Origin of the sequence: Tsuneonella deserti (genome assembly GCF_014644315.1) — a bacterium.
Taxonomy (GTDB): Bacteria; Pseudomonadota; Alphaproteobacteria; order Sphingomonadales; family Sphingomonadaceae; genus Tsuneonella; species Tsuneonella deserti.
On the sequence record NZ_BMKL01000001.1, the window covers coordinates 856,368 to 873,329 of the forward strand.

Here is a 16,962-nt window from a genome sequence, read left to right on the forward strand (position 1 = left end):
TTGATGGGGCGGGCGCCTTGGGTAGAGTGGTGTGATCGATTCCAGGGAAGCTTCAGCATGATCCTCCGCCCCACCGCGCTTGCCGGCGCCGTTTCCGCACTCGTCCTCGCCGCACCGGCTTTCGCGCAGTCCGTGACCGGCCATCATCCTACCGGAGAACACATGTCCACCACCGCGGTCGATCCCGCCAAGCCGGCCTATCCCAACACCGAGCGGGGCGACACGGTCGAAACGTTGTTCGGCGAGGCGATCGCCGATCCCTATCGGTGGCTTGAGAACGACGTGCGCAGCGACCCCAAGGTTGCCGAGTGGGTGACGGATCAGAACAATGTCACCGAAGGGTATCTAGCCACGTTACCGGGTCGCGAATGGTTCAAGCAGCGCATTGCGGAGTTGATGGACTACGAGCGCTTCGGCATCCCGGTAAAGAAGGGCACTCGCTACTTTTACACTGGCAACTCGGGCCTGCAAAACCAGAGCCCGCTCTATGTGCAGGAGGGTCTCGAAGGTGCCCGCCGGATCCTCATCGACCCGAATACATGGGCCGAGGACGGCGCCACTGCACTGAGCGACTGGGCTCCATCGCCGCAAGGCAAGTACCTCCTCTACAGCGTCCAGGACGGCGGAACCGACTGGCGCATCTTCAGGGTTCTCGACGTGACCACCGGCCAGGAAACCGGTGACGAAATCCGTTGGGCGAAGTTTACCGGACTCGCCTGGGTGGGCGAGGAAGGCTTCCTCTATTCGCGTTTTCCGGAGCCCGAGCAGGGCAAGGATTTCCAGGCGCTCAATTACAACCAGGCCATCTACTACCACAAGCTGGGCGCCCCGCAGTCTGATGACCAGCTGGTGTTTTCCACCCCCGACCACCGCGAGTATGGCCACGGCATGAGCGTGTCGGACGACGGACGCTGGGGCTTTGTCACCAGCACCATTGGCACCGATGCCCGCAACGAAGTGCAGGTGATCGACCTATCGCAGCGCGAAAAGCTGGGGTGGGCCTCCCGCCCTCTCGTCACCGGATTCGATAATGCGTGGTTCCCAGTCGAGACGATCGGCACCACGGCATGGTTCATGACCAACGCCCGCGCGCCGCGCTACCGCATCGTCAAAGTGGACCTGGCAGCTGAAAAGCCCGAGTGGACGACGGTGGTGCCTGAGCGGCCCGAGCCGATCAACGGCGCCTCCATCGTGGGCGACAAGCTGATCGTCACTTATCTCAAGGACGCGACGAGCCAGGCGGAAGTCTTCGCTCTCGATGGCAAACCCCAGCGCAAGATCGCGCTCGATGGCCTGGGCACCGCGGCTGGCTTCAACGGCCGCCCGGGTGATCCGGAGACGTTCTATTCGTTCTCGAGCTTCAATCGTCCGAGCACGATCTATCGGCTCGATCTGGCCAGCGGTCAAAGCACTCCGTTCGCGACGCCCAAGCTGACCTTCGATCCCGCTCGCTACACGGTCGAGCAGGTGTTTTATCCTTCGAAGGACGGGACGAAGATCCCGATGTTCATCGCCAAGCGCAAGGATCTCAAGGGCCCGGCGCCGACATTGCTTTATGGCTACGGCGGGTTCGATGTGTCGCTGACGCCGGGATTTTCGGCAACGCGCATGGCCTGGATGGAAGCCGGCGGCGCGTTTGCGCTCGCGAACATTCGCGGCGGCGGTGAATACGGCAAGGAATGGCACGACGCCGGCAGGCTCGCCAACAAGCAGAACGTGTTCGACGATTTCGCCGCCGCGGGAGAGTGGCTCAAGACAAACGGGGTGACGACAGCGAAGGGCCTCGCGATCGAAGGCGGTTCAAACGGCGGGTTGCTGGTCGGCGCTGTGGTCAACCAGCGGCCGGACTTGGTCGATGCCGCGCATGCCGCTGTCGGGGTGATGGACATGCTGCGGTTCGATCGCTGGACCGCGGGCCGTTACTGGGTGGACGATTACGGGAAGCCAAGCGTCGAAGCCGATTTCAAGGTCCTGCGTAAGTACTCTCCATATCACAACATTCGCTCCGGAGTGGATTACCCGGCGGTCCTCGTGACCACCGCCGACACCGACGACCGCGTGGTGCCCGGCCACAGCTTCAAATATGCCGCAGCTCTCCAGGCGGCCGACGCGGGCGATAAGCCCCATCTGATCCGGGTGGAGACCCGCGCCGGACATGGAAGCGGCAAGCCGACTGACAAGGCGATCGAGGAAGGGGCGGATGTGCTCACCTTCCTGGGCAAATGGACGGGCCTGAAATTGCCGCCGCCCCCTGGCGATGCCGAGCCGATCATGGGGGAATAGTTGTTCAGGAAGCTGGTAACTTACCTTAACGAAAGCTGTCACGGCAATTCAGGAGCACCTCACGGCGAATCGCCTACTACGGTGGTCCAAGGCGAGAGAGACTTCTCGCCCAACCTGTGAGGTAAGCCATGAAGACCATTTCCAAAGCCCTGGTCGGAACCGTCGCGGCTGGCGCGATGGCTCTGGCTTCAGCCACTCCCGCGATGGCTCGCGACCGTCATGACGACGGCATCGACGCCGGTGACATTATCGCTGGCGCGCTGGTGATCGGCGGCATTGCTGCTGTTGCCAGTTCGATCGGCAAGGACCGCTACAACGACTACGGCTATAACGGCACGTATGGCGGGCCGTACTACGGCGGCGGCCGTTACGACGATCGCTACGGCGACCGGTACGGCTACAACTACAACCGCTACGGCAATTCGCGCCAGGCGGTTCAGCAGTGCGTCAATGCCGCCCAGCGCAGCGCCCGCGGCGCGCGGGTGACCGACATCCGCGATATCGACCGCAACCGCTACGGCTACCGCGTGAAGGGGACGGTCATCGTCAACGAACGCGGCCGCGGCTGGGGCCGTGACTACAATTACCGCTACAATGGCCGCAACTACGATCAGGGCCGTTTCACCTGCGATGTCCAGTATGGACGGGTGGTGGACCTCGATTTCAGCGGCCTGCGCGGTTACCGCTAAGCGCCAAGACGCCGCAGAGGCACGACAGGCGGTTCAGGCTGTTGCAAGCCTGGACCGCCTATTTTTTTGGCATCATGCGGCGCTGGGCCGCGCGACCTGGATTAGGGATCCGCCGGTCATGTTCTTTCGCTTCGCCAACGCCGCCGCCATCGCCGCGGTAGCCTCCATGACTGCGGCGCCGCTGGCTGCTGCAGATTTTCCGCGCACGAGTGTACCGACTGCATCGGGTATTTATGGCACGAACGCGGTAAACGCCCAGGATCACCGCTGGCACCGGCGCGACCGGGTCGATGCGGGAGACGTGGTGGCCGGCGTGCTGGTCCTTGGGACGATCGCCGCAATCGCCAGCGCGGCGACGCGGGACAACCGGCGCGGCGATTACCGGTATCCGGAGCGCTATCCCTATCCAGACGATCGGTACGATTACCGCAACCGGCCGCTCGATTCGCGCTATGGCGACAGCCGCGGTATCGACCGGGCAGTGGACATGTGCGCGCGGGAGGTCGAACGCAATGGGCGACTCGATACCATCGAAGGCGCGGACCGCACCGCGACCGGTTGGCGAGTGACGGGGCGCTTGGCCAACGGGCAGGACTTCACCTGCTCGATCGGCAACGATGGGCGGGTCGAGACGGTCGACTACGGCGCGCGGGGCGCTTTTGACGACCGGCAGTGGGATGACGACAGCTACGCCGCGGCCCGCCGGGCCCAGGATGGCAACGCTTCGCCTGCATACCCCGGCGGTTCCGTCCCGGGAGATGCGCCCGACGGGGACGTTTATTACGGCGAATCCGCCTCTGGCAATTGAGGCTCAGTCTTCGCGCTGCTCGCGATAGGCGGGCAGCGCGAGATGAAAGCGGATGGCAGCGCCGCGAAGGGCGAAACCGCCAGCCCATGCCGCTCCCCAGGTGATGGCATCAGCCAGGTTGGCGAGCGAGCCGGCCACCGTGATGGCCGCTGAGAACGCGGCCGCCGTCACATAGAGTTCCGGGCGCATGATGATCGAGGGCACACCCGCGATGACATCCCGGGCCACACCCCCCGCGCAGCCGGTGACCACACCCAGCACGGCGGCAGGCACTGGCGCCACTCCATAGGCGAGCGCCTTTGCGGTCCCGAGGACGGCGAAGGCGGCAAGGCCGGCCGCATCGGCCCACTCGAGCAATTCTCCTTCCCACCACTTGCGGGGGGTGAACCAAGCGATGAGCGCGGTGGCGAAAATGACCTGCGCTACCCAGGGGTTGTGCAGCCAGAATGCCGGAGCGCCCAGCAGCATGTCGCGCAAGGAGCCGCCGCCGACCCCGGTGACGAGGGCAAAAAAGCTCATCGTCACGAAAGTCTGTCGCAAGCGCGCCGCGAGGAGCGCGCCCGTGAGCGCGAAGATCGCCGTCCCGATGAGATCCAGCGCGGGCGGAAGGACGGCGGGCGTCATGCCACCACCCTGGCCCTGCGCCGCCGGAACATCAGGATTGTGCCGAGAACCGCGCCGATCAGCGCCAGAAAGCCGAACACCACCACGAAGGCGTTGTGGCTGTCCTCGCGGGTCTGCAGGTCCATGATGTGGAGGCCCCACATCAAATCATAGAAGCGCCACCAGGACGTTCGCACCGCTTCGATCTCGCCGGTGTCGCGGTTGACGTAGACATGCGTTCCGTCGGCCAGGCTGACAAGCCAGGTCGCAATCGGTTCGCGCAGTTCGAGCGGTGCTTCATCGGCAGAAAACGCCCGGACGCTTTCTACCCGCTCGCCTCCCCGGATCGAGCTTGCGACCAGTTCGCGCGCTTTGGCGGCATCGATCGATGGAAGGACCGTTCCTGTCGCTGCGTCGACCCGTGAAACCTTCCCGTCGAAATGGGTCACGAGGGCGATGGCACGGCCTCGATCCATGAACGTCCTGACTTCGCTCACGTCCGTGGTGCCGGGCAACGGCAAGGCCCGCTCCTCAATCCTCAAGTCCTGCCCGCGCACAGTCTCGATGGGGCGCGCGACCATCACCAGGCCGCTTACGGTCCAGATGAGAACCGGGATGGCAGTCAGCCACGCAAGCCAGATGTGCCAGCGCGCAAACCGCGTCATCCACCGCTGCCGGGCCATTTCAGGCGCCGAGCAATTCGCCGATTGCTCCCGCGGCCGCGATGCAGTCAAGGTCGCTCCACTCGCGCCCCATCACTTGCATCCCGCATGGCAACCCGCCGCTTTCTCCGACTGGCACAACGGTGGAGGGCAGGTCAGGAAACGTCGCCAGCCCGGCCCAGGCCAGGGCGTTCGCAAAGGGGCTGTCTTTGCCGTTAATGGTGATGCGCCGGTCGCGGATCGGAGTGTCGTCATGCGCATAGGCGACGAAGGGGAGGGGCGGGGCGAGCACGAAATCGTACTCTTCGAACAAGTCCGCCCACGCGTAGCGATTGCGTGCCTGGATATCGAGAAGGAGGTAATAGTCCGCCAGGTTCATGCTCTGGCCATCGGGCCCGGGCCGTCCGCGCGCCATCGCGGCGTTGAGCAATCGCATGTAATTGGCGTGCTGTTCCGCGAGATCGGGGATCAGGTCGCTGCTACGATCGACCTTGGCTCCCGCCTGCTCGACTGCTCCCAGCGCCGCTTCGATCGGATCACGCACGGAGGCGTCGACCTCGCTGACCGGGTGGTCGAGAATGGCCAGAAAGCGCATTTCCTTCAGCGTCCTCGTTCGCCGCGGCATTGGCTTGTCCGCAGTCACCTCCAGCAGGAGAGCGAGGTCCTCGGCAGAACGGGCGAGCGGACCCACGACCGACAACGGGCCGTCGTGCACCTCGCGCCCGCCAGTCATCGGATGCGCATGTCCCCGGCGGCTGACGAGCCCGAAGGTTGTCTTGTGCCCGAAGATGCCATTGAAATGGGCCGGGTTGCGGATCGAACTGCCTATGTCGCTGCCGTATTCGGCGGGCACCATGCCGCTGGCCAGCGCGACGGCCGAGCCGCCGGACGATCCGCCAGAGACGCGCGAATGGTCGAACGGGTTGTTGGTGCGCCCGTACACCGGATTGTTGGACTGCAGGTCGGCGAGATCGGGCGGGACGTTGGTCTTGCCGACTATGATCGCGCCTGCCTCCCTGAGCAGTTCGACCACCCGCGCGTCGCTGTTCACGATGTAGTCCTTGAACTGCAGATGCCCGAACGTTGTCGGCAGGCCGGCGACGTTGAAGCTTTCCTTCACCGTCATCGGCACACCGAACAGGGGCCTGTCTTCGGCGTCCTGGCCTTCAAGTGCCCGAGCAGCATCGCGCGCGCGGTCAAAATCGCGGACCACCACGGCATTCAGTGGGCCGTCGAGCGCCTCGATGCGCTTGATGCAGGCGTCCACCGCCTCGAGCGGCGACATTGCGCCCGAGCGGATTTGCGCCGCGGTCTCGATCGCGCCGGGCTCTTCGGTCAGTTTCGGAATCATGCGGCTCTCCCTTTGGCGCAGGGATGCGCGCACGATGCCCGTGCGTCAAATGGGAGCGTCAAATATGGATCGGCTTGCCCTGGACGCCCATCGCCGCTTCCTTGAGCGCTTCGCTGTGCGTGGGATGCGCGTGACAGGTGTAAGCGATGTCCTCGCTGGTCGCGCCGAACTCCATCGCCAGCGCGGCCTCCGCGATCATCGTGCCCGCGACGCTGGCGATGCACCATACTCCCAGCACCCGGTCGGTCGAGGCGTCGGAGATGACCTTCACGAAGCCTTCGGGCTCGTGGTTCGTCTTCGCGCGGCTGTTGGCGAGCATGGGGAACTTGCCGACCTTGATCTCTCCCTTGGCCTTCGCCTCTTCTTCGGTCAGGCCCACGCCGGCCATCTCCGGCCAGGTATAGACCACGCCCGGGATCACCGCGTGGTTCACGATGCCGGTCTGGCCGGCGACGTTCTCGGCGCAGGCGATGCCTTCATCCTCTGCCTTGTGCGCCAGCATCGGGCCGGGGATGACGTCGCCGATCGCCCATACGCCGTCGACGCTGGTGCGGAAGTCGTGATCGGTCTCGATCTGGCCGCGCTTGTTCACTTCCAGGCCGATGTTCTCGAGGCCGAGGCCCTCGGTGTTCGGCCGCCGGCCGATCGACACCAGGACGCAATCGGCCTCCAGTGTCTGGCCATCACCACCCGCCGCTGGCTCGATGGTCAACGTGGCGCGCTCGCCATCGACGGTGCAGCCAGTGACCTTGGTCGAGAGCATGAGGTTCATGCCCTGCTTCTTGAAAATCTTGGCCGCTTCCTTGCGCACGTCCATGTCCATGCCCGGCAAGAGCTGGTCGAGGAATTCGACGATGGTGACTTCGGCACCGAGGCGCCGCCAGACCGAGCCGAGCTCCAGACCGATCACGCCGCCGCCGATGACGACCATCTTTTCGGGCACCTTGCGCAGTTCCAGTGCGCCGGTGCTGTCGACGACCACCTGCTTCTCGTTGTCCACTTCCACGCCATTGAGCGGGGTGACGGAGGATCCGGTAGCGATGATGACGTTCTTCGCTGTGATCTGCTCACCGTCCACGTCCACGGTGTGCGCATCCACAAAGGAGGCGCGGCCCTTCTTCCAGTCGACCTTGTTCTTCTTGAACAGAAACGCGATGCCGCCGGTCAGTTGCTTGACCGCGTCGAGACGCTGGGCGTGCATTTGTTCGAGATCGAGACTGGGTTCAACGACGACGCCCATCTTCGCCATCATGCCGTTCTTCGCCGCGTCGTAGTACTCGCTCGCGTGAAGCATCGCCTTCGACGGAATACACCCGACATTGAGGCACGTACCGCCCAAGGTTTCCCGGCTTTCGACACAAGCGGTCTTCAGCCCGAGCTGCGCGGCGCGGATCGCGGCCACGTAGCCCCCGGGACCGGCACCGATGATGAGGACGTCGTAGTCGTATTCAGCCATTGTAACCTGTTCCTCAGAGATCGATCAGCATCCGCATCGGGTCTTCGATCGCTTCCTTGATCGTCTTCAGCGCCGTCACTGCCTCACGACCGTCGACCAGGCGATGGTCGTAGGACAACGCAATGTACATCATGGGCCGGATCACGATCTGGCCGTCGCGCACGACGGGGCGATCCTCGATCCGGTGCAGGCCGAGCACCGCGCTCTGCGGCGGATTGATGATCGGCGTGCTCATGAGCCCGCCGAACACGCCGCCGTTGGAAATGGTGAAGGTGCCGCCCTTCATGTCTTCCATCGTCAGAGTGCCGTCCTTGGCGCGGCGGCCGAAATCGGCGATGTCCTTCTCGATCTGGGCGAACGACTTGCTGTCGGCATCGCGCACCACCGGCACGACAAGGCCGTTCGGCGCGCTGACCGCGACCGAGATGTCGACGTAATCGAAATAGACGATTTCATCACCGTCGATCTGCGCGTTGACGCTCGGCAGGTCCTTGAGCGCGAGGCAGGCGGCCTTGGCGAAGAAGCTCATGAAACCGAGCTTGATGTCGTGCTTCTTGGCGAAAGTGTCCTTGAACTTCTCACGCGCTTCGATGACTGCGGTCATGTCGACATCGTTGAAAGTCGTCAGCAGTGCAGCCGTTTCCTGCGCGCTCTTGAGCCGCCTCGCGATGGTCTGCCTCATGCGCGTCATCTTGACGCGTTCCTCTCGGCGATCGCCCTGAGCGGGGGCCTGGGTAGCCGCAGTGGCAGCGGGCGCCGGGGCAGGAGCCTCAGCGCTCGATGGAGCTTTCTTGTTCTCGGCGGCGGCGAGAACGTCCTCCTTGGTCAGCCGCCCGTCCTTGCCGGTGCCCTTGATCCGCGTTGGATCCACGCCGTGCTCCAGTACCGCGCGGCGCACGGCTGGCGACATCGTCTGGGTCGCTTCGGGATCGTGTATCTTTGCCTGGGCAGGAGCGGCGTCTTCCAGCGTTCCATCGTCCGCACGCGCACCTTGTCCGTCCGAAGCCGGGGCGGCTTGCTTTTGCGCGGGCGACTCTTCCCGCGGCTCGACATCGGTGTTCTCGCCTGCGGCCACGTCGTCCTCGATCGTCGCAAGCAACGCGCCGACCTCGACCGTGGCGCCAACTTCGACCGCATGCGCGCCCATGACGCCGGCGACCGGGCTGGGGACTTCAACCGCGACCTTGTCGGTTTCCAGGCTGACGATCGGCTCGTCGACATTCACCGGGTCGCCGGGGTTCTTGAGCCACTCGCCGATGGTGGCCTCGGTGACCGATTCGCCCAGCGTGGGGACCATGACTTGCTTGGACATCTGCTTTCCTCAGGCGGGTTTCTTGGCGGCAGTCTGTGTCGGGACCTCGGACGGGAGCCCGAGCGCTTGCGCGACCAGCGCGCGCTGCTGTTCTTCGTGGCGCTTGGCGAAGCCGGTGGCGGGCGACGCGGCAGCCTCGCGGCCGGCATAGACCGGGCGCATGCCGTTCTTGCCGGCACGGCCCAATGCGGCCTCGATGTGGCTTTCGACGAAGAACCAGGCGCCGTTGTTCTTCGGCTCCTCCTGGCACCAGACGACTTCCTGCAGACCGGTCATGCGCTGCAGGCGCACGGTCAATGCCTCTCCGGGGAAGGGATAAAGCTGCTCGACGCGCACGACCGACACATCGTCCAGTCCCGCTTCGTCGCGCCGCGCGATCAGGTCGTACGCGACCTTGCCGCTGCACAGGACGAGGCGGCGGATCTTCGCATCGGCAATCTCGGCGGTGTCGCTGACGATGCGCCGGAAGTGGCTCTGGCCGGTGAATTCGCCCACCGCGCTTTTCGCCATCGGGTGCCGCAACAGGCTCTTCGGAGTCATGATGATCAGCGGCTTGCGGAACGGACGCAGCATCTGGCGGCGCAATACGTGGAAATAGTTGGCCGGCACGGTGATGTTGCACACCTGCATGTTGTCGTTGGCGCACAATTGCAGGAACCGTTCCAGCCTTGCGCTGGAGTGCTCCGGTCCCTGGCCTTCGTAACCGTGCGGCAGCAGCATCACGAGACCGTTCGCGCGCAGCCACTTGGCCTCGCCGGCAGCGATGAACTGGTCGATAATGATCTGCGCGCCGTTGGCGAAATCGCCGAACTGCGCTTCCCACAGCACCAGCGATTTGGGATCGGCCATCGCGAACCCGTATTCGAAGCCGAGCACGCCGTACTCGGACAGCGGGCTGTCGTAGACCTCGAACTTGCCGTGCGGCAGCTGAGTGAGCGGGATGTACTTGTGCTCGTCCTTTTGGTCGATCCACACCGCGTGACGCTGGCTGAAGGTGCCGCGCCCGGAGTCCTGGCCCGAGAGGCGGACCCCATAGCCTTCCGTCACCAGGCTGCCGAACGCCAGTGCCTCCGCAGTCGCCCAGTCGAAGCCTTCTCCACTGGCGAACATCGTCCGCTTCGCTTCGAGCACGCGCTCGAGCGTCTTGTGCACTGTCAACCCTTCCGGGACGGTGGTCAGCGTGCGGCCGAGGCTGTCGAACAGCTTGCCCTGGATCGCGGTATCGACGTTCCGGCGCGCTTCTTCCGGGTCGAGCGGCCTGTTCAGGCCGGCCCAGCGCCCGCCGAACCAGTCAGCCTCGTTGGGCTTGTAATCAGCCGCGCCGGCGAACTCGGTCTCGAGGTGCTCGACGAATTCGTTGCACATCGCGTCGGCATCGCCGGGCTTGACCACGCCCTCCTTCTGCAGCCGCGCATCGTAGAGGGCGCTGACCTTCGGGTGCTGGCGGATCGCTGCGTACATCAGCGGCTGCGTGAAGCTCGGCTCGTCGCCTTCGTTGTGACCGAAGCGGCGGTAGCACCACATGTCGATCACGATGTCGCGCCTGAACAGCTGGCGGTATTCTATCGCCAGCTTGCAGGCGAATGTCACCGCCTCAGGGTCGTCGCCGTTGACGTGCAGGATCGGAGCCTGGATGCCCTTCGCGACGTCGGAAGGGTAGGGCGAGGATCGGGCAAACTGCGGACTGGTGGTGAAGCCGATCTGGTTATTGATGACGAAGTGGATGCAGCCGCCGGTGTTGTAGCCGCGCACGCCGGAGAATCCGAGGCACTCCCACACGATGCCCTGGCCGGCGAAGGCTGCATCGCCGTGAATCAGCACGGGCAGAACCTGCTGGTGCTCGTCAAGATCGCCGCGCACCGCCTGCTGGGCGCGCGTCTTGCCGAGGACGACCGGATCGACCGCCTCGAGGTGGCTGGGGTTGGGGACGAGGCTCATGTGAACCGTGATCCCGTCGAACTCACGGTCGGTGCTGGTGCCGAGGTGATATTTCACGTCGCCCGAACCGCCGACGTCTTCCGGGTTGGCGCTGCCGCCCGAGAACTCGTGGAATATGACGCGGTAGGGCTTGGCCATCACGTTCGCGAGCACGTTCAGCCGGCCGCGGTGGGCCATGCCGTAGATGATCTCGCGCACGCCCATCTGGCCGCCATACTTGATCACGGCTTCCAGCGCCGGGATCATCGATTCCCCGCCGTCGAGCCCGAAGCGCTTGGTGCCGACGTATTTCTTGCCGAGGAACTTTTCGTACTGCTCACCACGGATAACCGCGGACAGGATTGCGCGCTTGCCCTCGGGCGTGAAGGTGATGACCTTGTCCGGCCCTTCGATGCGGTCCTGGATGAAGCGGCGCTCCTCCACGTCGGCGATGTGCATGTATTCGAAGCCGACATGGCCGCAGTAATTCTTGCGCAGGATGCGCACGAGTTCGGCCATCGTCGTCCACTCGAGCCCGAGCGTCCCGCCGACATAGAGCGGGCGTTCGAGCGCGGATCCGGTAAAGCCGTGATATTCGGGCGTCAGGTCGGCGGGCAGCTCCCGATGGCTCAGGCCGAGCGGGTCGAGTTCGGCCGCAAGGTGGCCGCGAACCCGATAAGTGCGCACGAGCATCATCGCGCGGATCGAATCCCCGGCGGCCTGCTCCACCGCCTTCTCGTCCATCGCCTTGCCGGCCTTCGCCGCCGCCGCCTTGACCGCGAGCGTCATGGCGGTGGGATCGAGTGCCTGGGTGAGCTCGTCCTCGCTCTCGCCGCCCACCAGGGGCCAGCGCGGGTTGTCCCACGACGGCCCCGGCTGGGGATCATCCGGCAAGAAATCGTGTGCTTCGTTACCCATCGGGGTGCCTACCTTCGGTGAGGTAATGCCCGGGCCGGTCCGGCGCTCCCGGGGAGGAGACGCGCCGGTCCTGCCGTCAGGCGAGTTCCTTCAGCAGCGCGTCGAGCGTGGTGCCAAGCTCGGAAGGGGAGGGGGATACGCGAATGCCCGCGGCTTCCATCGCCGCGATCTTGTCTTCCGCGCCGCCCTTGCCGCCCGAAACGATCGCGCCGGCATGGCCCATCCGGCGCCCCGGAGGAGCCGTGCGGCCGGCGATGAAGCCGACGACCGGCTTCTTGCGTCCGCGCCTCGCTTCGTCGGCAAGGAACTGCGCGGCTTCTTCTTCCGCGCTGCCGCCGATCTCGCCGATCATGACAATCGACTTGGTCTCGTCGTCCTTGAGGAACAGCTCGAGCACATCGATGAAGTTGGTTCCGTTGACCGGATCGCCGCCGATGCCGACCGCGGTGGTCTGGCCAAGCCCGACCTGGGTGGTCTGGTGCACCGCCTCGTAGGTCAGCGTGCCCGAGCGACTCACGATGCCGACGCTCCCCTTCTGGAAGATGCTGCCGGGCATGATGCCGATCTTGCACTCGTTCGGCGTCAGGACGCCGGGGCAGTTGGGGCCGATCAGGCGGCTCTTGCTGCCCGTGAGCGCGCGCTTCACGCGCACCATGTCGAGCACCGGGATGCCCTCGGTGATGCAGACGATCAGCTCGACTTCGGCGTCGATGGCCTCGAGGATCGAGTCCGCTGCGAACGGCGGCGGGACGTAGATGCAGCTGGCAGTGGCGCCGGTAGCCTTCTTGGCCTCGAGCACCGTGTCATAGACCGGCAGGCCGATGTGCGTCGTCCCGCCCTTGCCGGGGGTGACGCCGGCGACCATCTGGGTGCCGTAGTCAAGCGCCTGCTGGGTGTGGAAGGTACCGGTTTCGCCGGTCATCCCCTGCGTGATGACCTTGGTATTCTTGTCGACCAGAATGCTCATGCCAGGTCTCCGTCCAGGTTCTTGCAGGCCACCAGCAGTTCCTCGACCGCGTCGGTCGAAGTCTTGAGGTTCGCCTTCTCGTCATCGTTGAGCTTGATCTCGACGACCTCTTCGATGCCGTTCGCGCCGATTACCGCCGGGACACCCACATAGAGGCCGTTGAGGCCATACTTGCCGTCGACATAGGCTGCGACAGGAAGAATGCGCTTCTGGTCGCCAAGGTAGGCTTCGGCCATCGCGATCGCGCTGGTGGCGGGGGCGTAGTATGCGCTGCCGGTCTTGAGCAGGCCGACGATCTCGCCGCCGCCGCCGCGGGTGCGCTTGACGATCTCGTCCATGCGCTCCTTGCTTGACTTGCCCATGGCGACAAGGTCATCGACCGGGATGCCGCTGATCGTGGTGTAGCTGGTGACGGGCACCATCGTGTCGCCGTGGCCGCCGAGGACGAACGCGTTCACGTCGCGCACCGAAACGCCGAATTCCCACGCCAGGAACGTCGCGAAGCGCGCGCTGTCGAGCACGCCGGCCATCCCGACCACCTTGTTGTGAGGAAGGCCGGAGAACTCCCGCAGGGCCCAGACCATCGCGTCGAGCGGGTTGGTGATGCAGATTACGAACGCGTCGGGCGCGTGGGTCTTGATGCCTTCGCCGACCGACTTCATCACCTTGAGGTTGATGCCGAGCAGGTCGTCGCGGCTCATGCCGGGCTTGCGAGGAACGCCGGCGGTGACGATCACCACGTCGGCGCCGGCAATGTCGGCATAGTCGTTGGTTCCGGTGATGCTGGCGTCGAAGCCTTCGATCGGACCGCACTGGCTGAGGTCGAGCGCCTTGCCCTGGGGGATGCCGTCGGCGATGTCGAACAGGACGATGTCGCCCATTTCCTTCTTCGCGGCGAGATGGGCGAGCGTGCCACCGATCATCCCCGCGCCGACGAGCGCGATTTTCTTGCGGGCCATGGGGAAACAAATCCTTCCGTCGCGCGGGACTGGCCATCACAAGGCGCGCAACCCCGTCCCGCAGGCGGAGGCGGCCTGAATTCGAGGCGGACCTAGGCTTGCGGTGGGGCTATTGCAACCGGCAATAGACCGCTTAGTCAAAACTATCTTTGCAAATAGTTCGCAATTGCAGGACGAGGCCTGCCGCTGCTCGATGGCCCGCTGTGAGGCTGGCGGCGGGTCAGGCGCTTGCCCGCATCGGTGCGCCCTCGCGCTCCTGTGCGATCAACATCGCCGCGAGGTAATCGGGCACTGCGCGGCTGAAATAGTATCCTTGGCCAAGGGTGCAGCCGGTCGCCCGGACCGCGCGCACCTGATCGACGGTCTCCAGTCCCTCGGCGACGATTTCCATGTCGAGCCGCGCGCCCATTTCGGCGACCGCGCGGATGATCGCCTCGCTCTTGCGGCCTACGTTGGCGCCGGACACGAAACTGCGATCGACCTTGATCTTGCTGAAGGGGAACTTGTGGATCGAGCCGAGAGACGAATAGCCCGTGCCAAAATCGTCCAGCGCGAAACGTATTCCCGCCGCAGAAAGTTCGTTGATGAAGTTGGCGGTGGACTGGTTATCATCGAGAAACAGGCTCTCGGTCACTTCCAGTTCGAGGCGGGACGGGGCCAGTCCGGCGTCCCGCAGCGCCGTGAGTATGCCGAGCGCCGCGCCCGGCGCCCTGATCTGCATGGGTGAAAGGTTGACGGCGAGGGTCACGTCCTCCGGCCAGTGGACCGCGGCGCGCGCTGCCTGTGCGGTGATCCAGTTGCCGAGTGTGACGATAACCCCCGTCTCTTCTGCCACCGGAATGAATTCGTCGGGCCTCAGTTCACCCTTTTCCGGGTGGAACCAGCGCACCAGCGCCTCGAAAGTTCGGATGCGCCCGGTCGCAAGGTCGATGATCGGCTGGAAGAAAATCGACAACTCGTCACGCTGGATCGCCGCTCTCAGCTCGGCCTCGATCTCCCGCCGGCGCATCAGGTTGCGGCTCATGGATTTCTCGAAGAACCGGCTGTGGTTTTTGCCGCCTACCTTTGCGTGATAGAGCGCCAGGTCAGCTGCCTGCATCAGCGAATCCGCGTCGTCCGCATCTTCTGGCAGGATCGCGATGCCCATCGAACACGGCACCTCCAGGCGGGTTTCGTCGATCCGCAGCGGCCGGGTGACGGTATCCAGGACCCGTGCAGCCAGCCGTTCGCACTCCAGCCTGCTTTCCACGCTGCAGAACATGATGAACTCGTCGCCGCCGAAACGCGCCATCGAGGCATCTGCCGGGGCACTTTCGCGGAGCCTGTGGGCGACCTCGGTCAAGACCCGGTCCCCGACCGGGTGGCCGAGCAGGTCGTTCACTTCCTTGAAGCGGTCGAGATCGAGCCAGAACAGCGCGAGCCGCTCGTCCTGGGAGACCGCCTCCAGCTTCTGCGTCATCGCGTGATTCAGGCCGGCGCGGTTTGCAAGACCCGTGACGACATCGGTCCGCGCGAGCAGCTGCATCTTGGTCGCCAGTTCCGCGCTCGTCTCCGCGGCGCCGATCGCGCCTCGCAAGGTCGTGAAAAGGTTAGTGACGATCGACGACATCGCCCCCATCAGCAGGGTCATCGCGACGGCCATCGCGAAATGGGCGACGGAGCCTTCCCACAGTGCCGCCACCAGCAGCGGCAGCGCCGCAAGTGCCAACTGAGCGAGCGCGATCGCAGGCCGGCCTGCATTGCGGGCGCAAACTCCGACGCCGTACGCGATGGCGTTGACGAGCATCAGCGCCTGGATGCCGGGCTCGGCATGAAGCACGATGGTCAGTCCGGCGAAAATACCCAGGAACAGGGCATAAGTGACCGCACCCGTGGCATAGAGCCGCTCGAGCTTCGTGGTGCTGACGTCCGCATCGTCGGCGCAGATGCCGAACGCGATGACCAGCCGGCCCGCCGCGATGACCGCAAGCATTCCGCACACCGCGTACAGCACGGCTGCGCCGCTCAGGACGGCAGAGACCGCAGCGGAAAGGACGCCGACCGCAACGCCGATCGCGAGACTGATGGGTTGAGTGTAGAGCGAACGCACGAGCGTCCGGCGGACCCGCTCGTTGAGCGCGTCCTTGCGAACAATCCGCCTGTGCAGAAACCGCATCCAGCGGATCGCATGATTAGCAGCCATTAGCCCGCTCTAGACAGGACAGGTCACTGGACGGTTAACGCAGTGCTTACCTTGAGAAATCGCGAAGCGCGGGCGTTTTCGCACTCTCGTCGAGCGGGCGGCGAAGTCTTGCGGCGAGGCGCCGGTCGAATGTGCTGCAGATGTGCTGCCAGTGGTGTGCAACGCGCAGGTCACCGGCAGCCAACGCCTTCTCGGCTTCGATCAGGGCCGCATGCGCCGCGCCGAGCCCATGACGGGCAAAATGGTGCAGGGCCGCGTGCAGCACGATGTCCCGATCTACCGAAGGCAGGTCATCGTTAACCGGCACAGGTGGCGAGTTGGGCCGCTGGAAGGTGCGGGCTGCTGCGGAACGTTGCTGCGAGCGAATTGGCTGCGACCGGACGGGCATCGAATACTTCCTGCGGCGGTGGTCCCAGCCTGTTAGACCCGCGGCAGCTAACGCTTGGTTCGGCTACAGGGTTACGGAACGATTCACCAAGCCTGACCGCACCTGCCGAAATCGTATCCTGGTTATGTTGCCGGTTCGGCAGCTGCCTGCCGTTCGCTTCGCTCGCGCTCGAAGCGCAGGCAGTCGAAGATCTTGGCGCCGCCGAGAAAAACGGAGCCCGTCGCTGCAAGGAACAGCAGCTTCCCTCCAAAACCCGGATATTGGTGCAGATAGACCGAGCCCCGTTCGATCGCTCCGAGGCCAAGCGCGTAGATGATCAGGCACGCTTCGAACTTCGTCTTGATGACAAACAGGCGCTTGATCTTGCTCAACATGTGTCCACGCTTTTCCTTAACGCCAGTGCCAGCAATATCCGTGCCATTGCCGGAATCGCGTGCCTGGCGAAGTTAATGCATGACCAAGTGTAA

Annotated in this window: 14 protein-coding genes; 3 read left to right on the top strand and 11 right to left on the bottom strand. The window is 64.6% G+C overall.

The window, feature by feature from the left end; genetic code table 11:
* Positions 1–57 precede the first annotated feature (57 nt).
* The 3 genes from IEW58_RS04015 to IEW58_RS04025 all read left to right on the top strand — a co-directional run bounded on the left by IEW58_RS04015 (position 58) and on the right by IEW58_RS04025 (position 3,780).
* Positions 58–2,283, top strand: coding sequence for a prolyl oligopeptidase family serine peptidase (locus IEW58_RS04015; RefSeq protein ID WP_188643941.1), 2,226 nt, complete (start codon positions 58–60; stop codon positions 2,281–2,283).
* Between the two features lie 128 nt (positions 2,284–2,411).
* Positions 2,412–2,972, top strand: a complete 561-nt coding sequence (locus IEW58_RS04020; protein WP_188643942.1) for a hypothetical protein — start codon at positions 2,412–2,414, stop codon at positions 2,970–2,972.
* Positions 2,973–3,090: 118 nt separating this feature from the next.
* Complete coding sequence (locus tag IEW58_RS04025; protein ID WP_188643943.1) at positions 3,091–3,780, top strand: hypothetical protein; 690 nt, start codon at positions 3,091–3,093, stop codon at positions 3,778–3,780.
* A gap of 3 nt (positions 3,781–3,783) precedes the next feature.
* Here the strand turns inward: IEW58_RS04025 and IEW58_RS04030 are convergent, their stop codons facing one another.
* From IEW58_RS04030 to IEW58_RS04080, 11 genes are all read right to left on the bottom strand, one after another.
* The gene (locus IEW58_RS04030; RefSeq protein WP_188643944.1) at positions 3,784–4,404 is read right to left on the bottom strand and encodes a trimeric intracellular cation channel family protein; all 621 of its coding nucleotides are present in this window, start codon (positions 4,402–4,404) and stop codon (positions 3,784–3,786) included.
* Positions 4,401–5,048 carry a PepSY domain-containing protein gene (locus tag IEW58_RS04035; RefSeq protein ID WP_229658423.1) on the bottom strand — a complete coding sequence of 216 codons (648 nt, stop codon included), beginning with the start codon at positions 5,046–5,048 and terminating at the stop codon, positions 4,401–4,403. Before IEW58_RS04035 ends, IEW58_RS04030 begins: the two co-directional genes overlap by 4 nt.
* Positions 5,049–5,067: 19 nt before the next feature.
* Positions 5,068–6,396, bottom strand: coding sequence for an amidase family protein (locus tag IEW58_RS04040; RefSeq protein ID WP_188643946.1), 1,329 nt, complete (start codon positions 6,394–6,396; stop codon positions 5,068–5,070).
* Positions 6,397–6,454: 58 nt separating this feature from the next.
* Positions 6,455–7,852, bottom strand: a complete 1,398-nt coding sequence (gene lpdA, locus IEW58_RS04045; protein WP_188643947.1) for a dihydrolipoyl dehydrogenase — start codon at positions 7,850–7,852, stop codon at positions 6,455–6,457.
* A gap of 13 nt (positions 7,853–7,865) precedes the next feature.
* On the bottom strand, positions 7,866–9,164 hold the full coding sequence (odhB, locus tag IEW58_RS04050) for a 2-oxoglutarate dehydrogenase complex dihydrolipoyllysine-residue succinyltransferase (RefSeq protein WP_188643948.1): 1,299 nt from the start codon (positions 9,162–9,164) through the stop codon (positions 7,866–7,868).
* Between the two features lie 9 nt (positions 9,165–9,173).
* Positions 9,174–11,999: a 2-oxoglutarate dehydrogenase E1 component gene (locus tag IEW58_RS04055; RefSeq protein ID WP_188643949.1), complete on the bottom strand. Its 2,826-nt coding sequence runs from the start codon at positions 11,997–11,999 to the stop codon at positions 9,174–9,176.
* 76 nt (positions 12,000–12,075) lie between these two features.
* Positions 12,076–12,966: a succinate--CoA ligase subunit alpha gene (gene sucD, locus IEW58_RS04060; RefSeq protein ID WP_188643950.1), complete on the bottom strand. Its 891-nt coding sequence runs from the start codon at positions 12,964–12,966 to the stop codon at positions 12,076–12,078.
* On the bottom strand, positions 12,963–13,925 hold the full coding sequence (gene mdh, locus IEW58_RS04065) for a malate dehydrogenase (RefSeq protein WP_188643951.1): 963 nt from the start codon (positions 13,923–13,925) through the stop codon (positions 12,963–12,965). Before mdh ends, sucD begins: the two co-directional genes overlap by 4 nt.
* 220 nt (positions 13,926–14,145) lie before the next feature.
* On the bottom strand, positions 14,146–16,107 hold the full coding sequence (locus IEW58_RS04070; protein WP_229658424.1) for a putative bifunctional diguanylate cyclase/phosphodiesterase: 1,962 nt from the start codon (positions 16,105–16,107) through the stop codon (positions 14,146–14,148).
* Between the two features lie 46 nt (positions 16,108–16,153).
* Complete coding sequence (locus IEW58_RS04075; RefSeq protein ID WP_188643952.1) at positions 16,154–16,495, bottom strand: hypothetical protein; 342 nt, start codon at positions 16,493–16,495, stop codon at positions 16,154–16,156.
* Positions 16,496–16,617: 122 nt separating this feature from the next.
* Complete coding sequence (locus IEW58_RS04080) at positions 16,618–16,869, bottom strand: hypothetical protein (RefSeq protein WP_188643953.1); 252 nt, start codon at positions 16,867–16,869, stop codon at positions 16,618–16,620.
* Between the last annotated feature and the right edge of the window lie 93 nt (positions 16,870–16,962).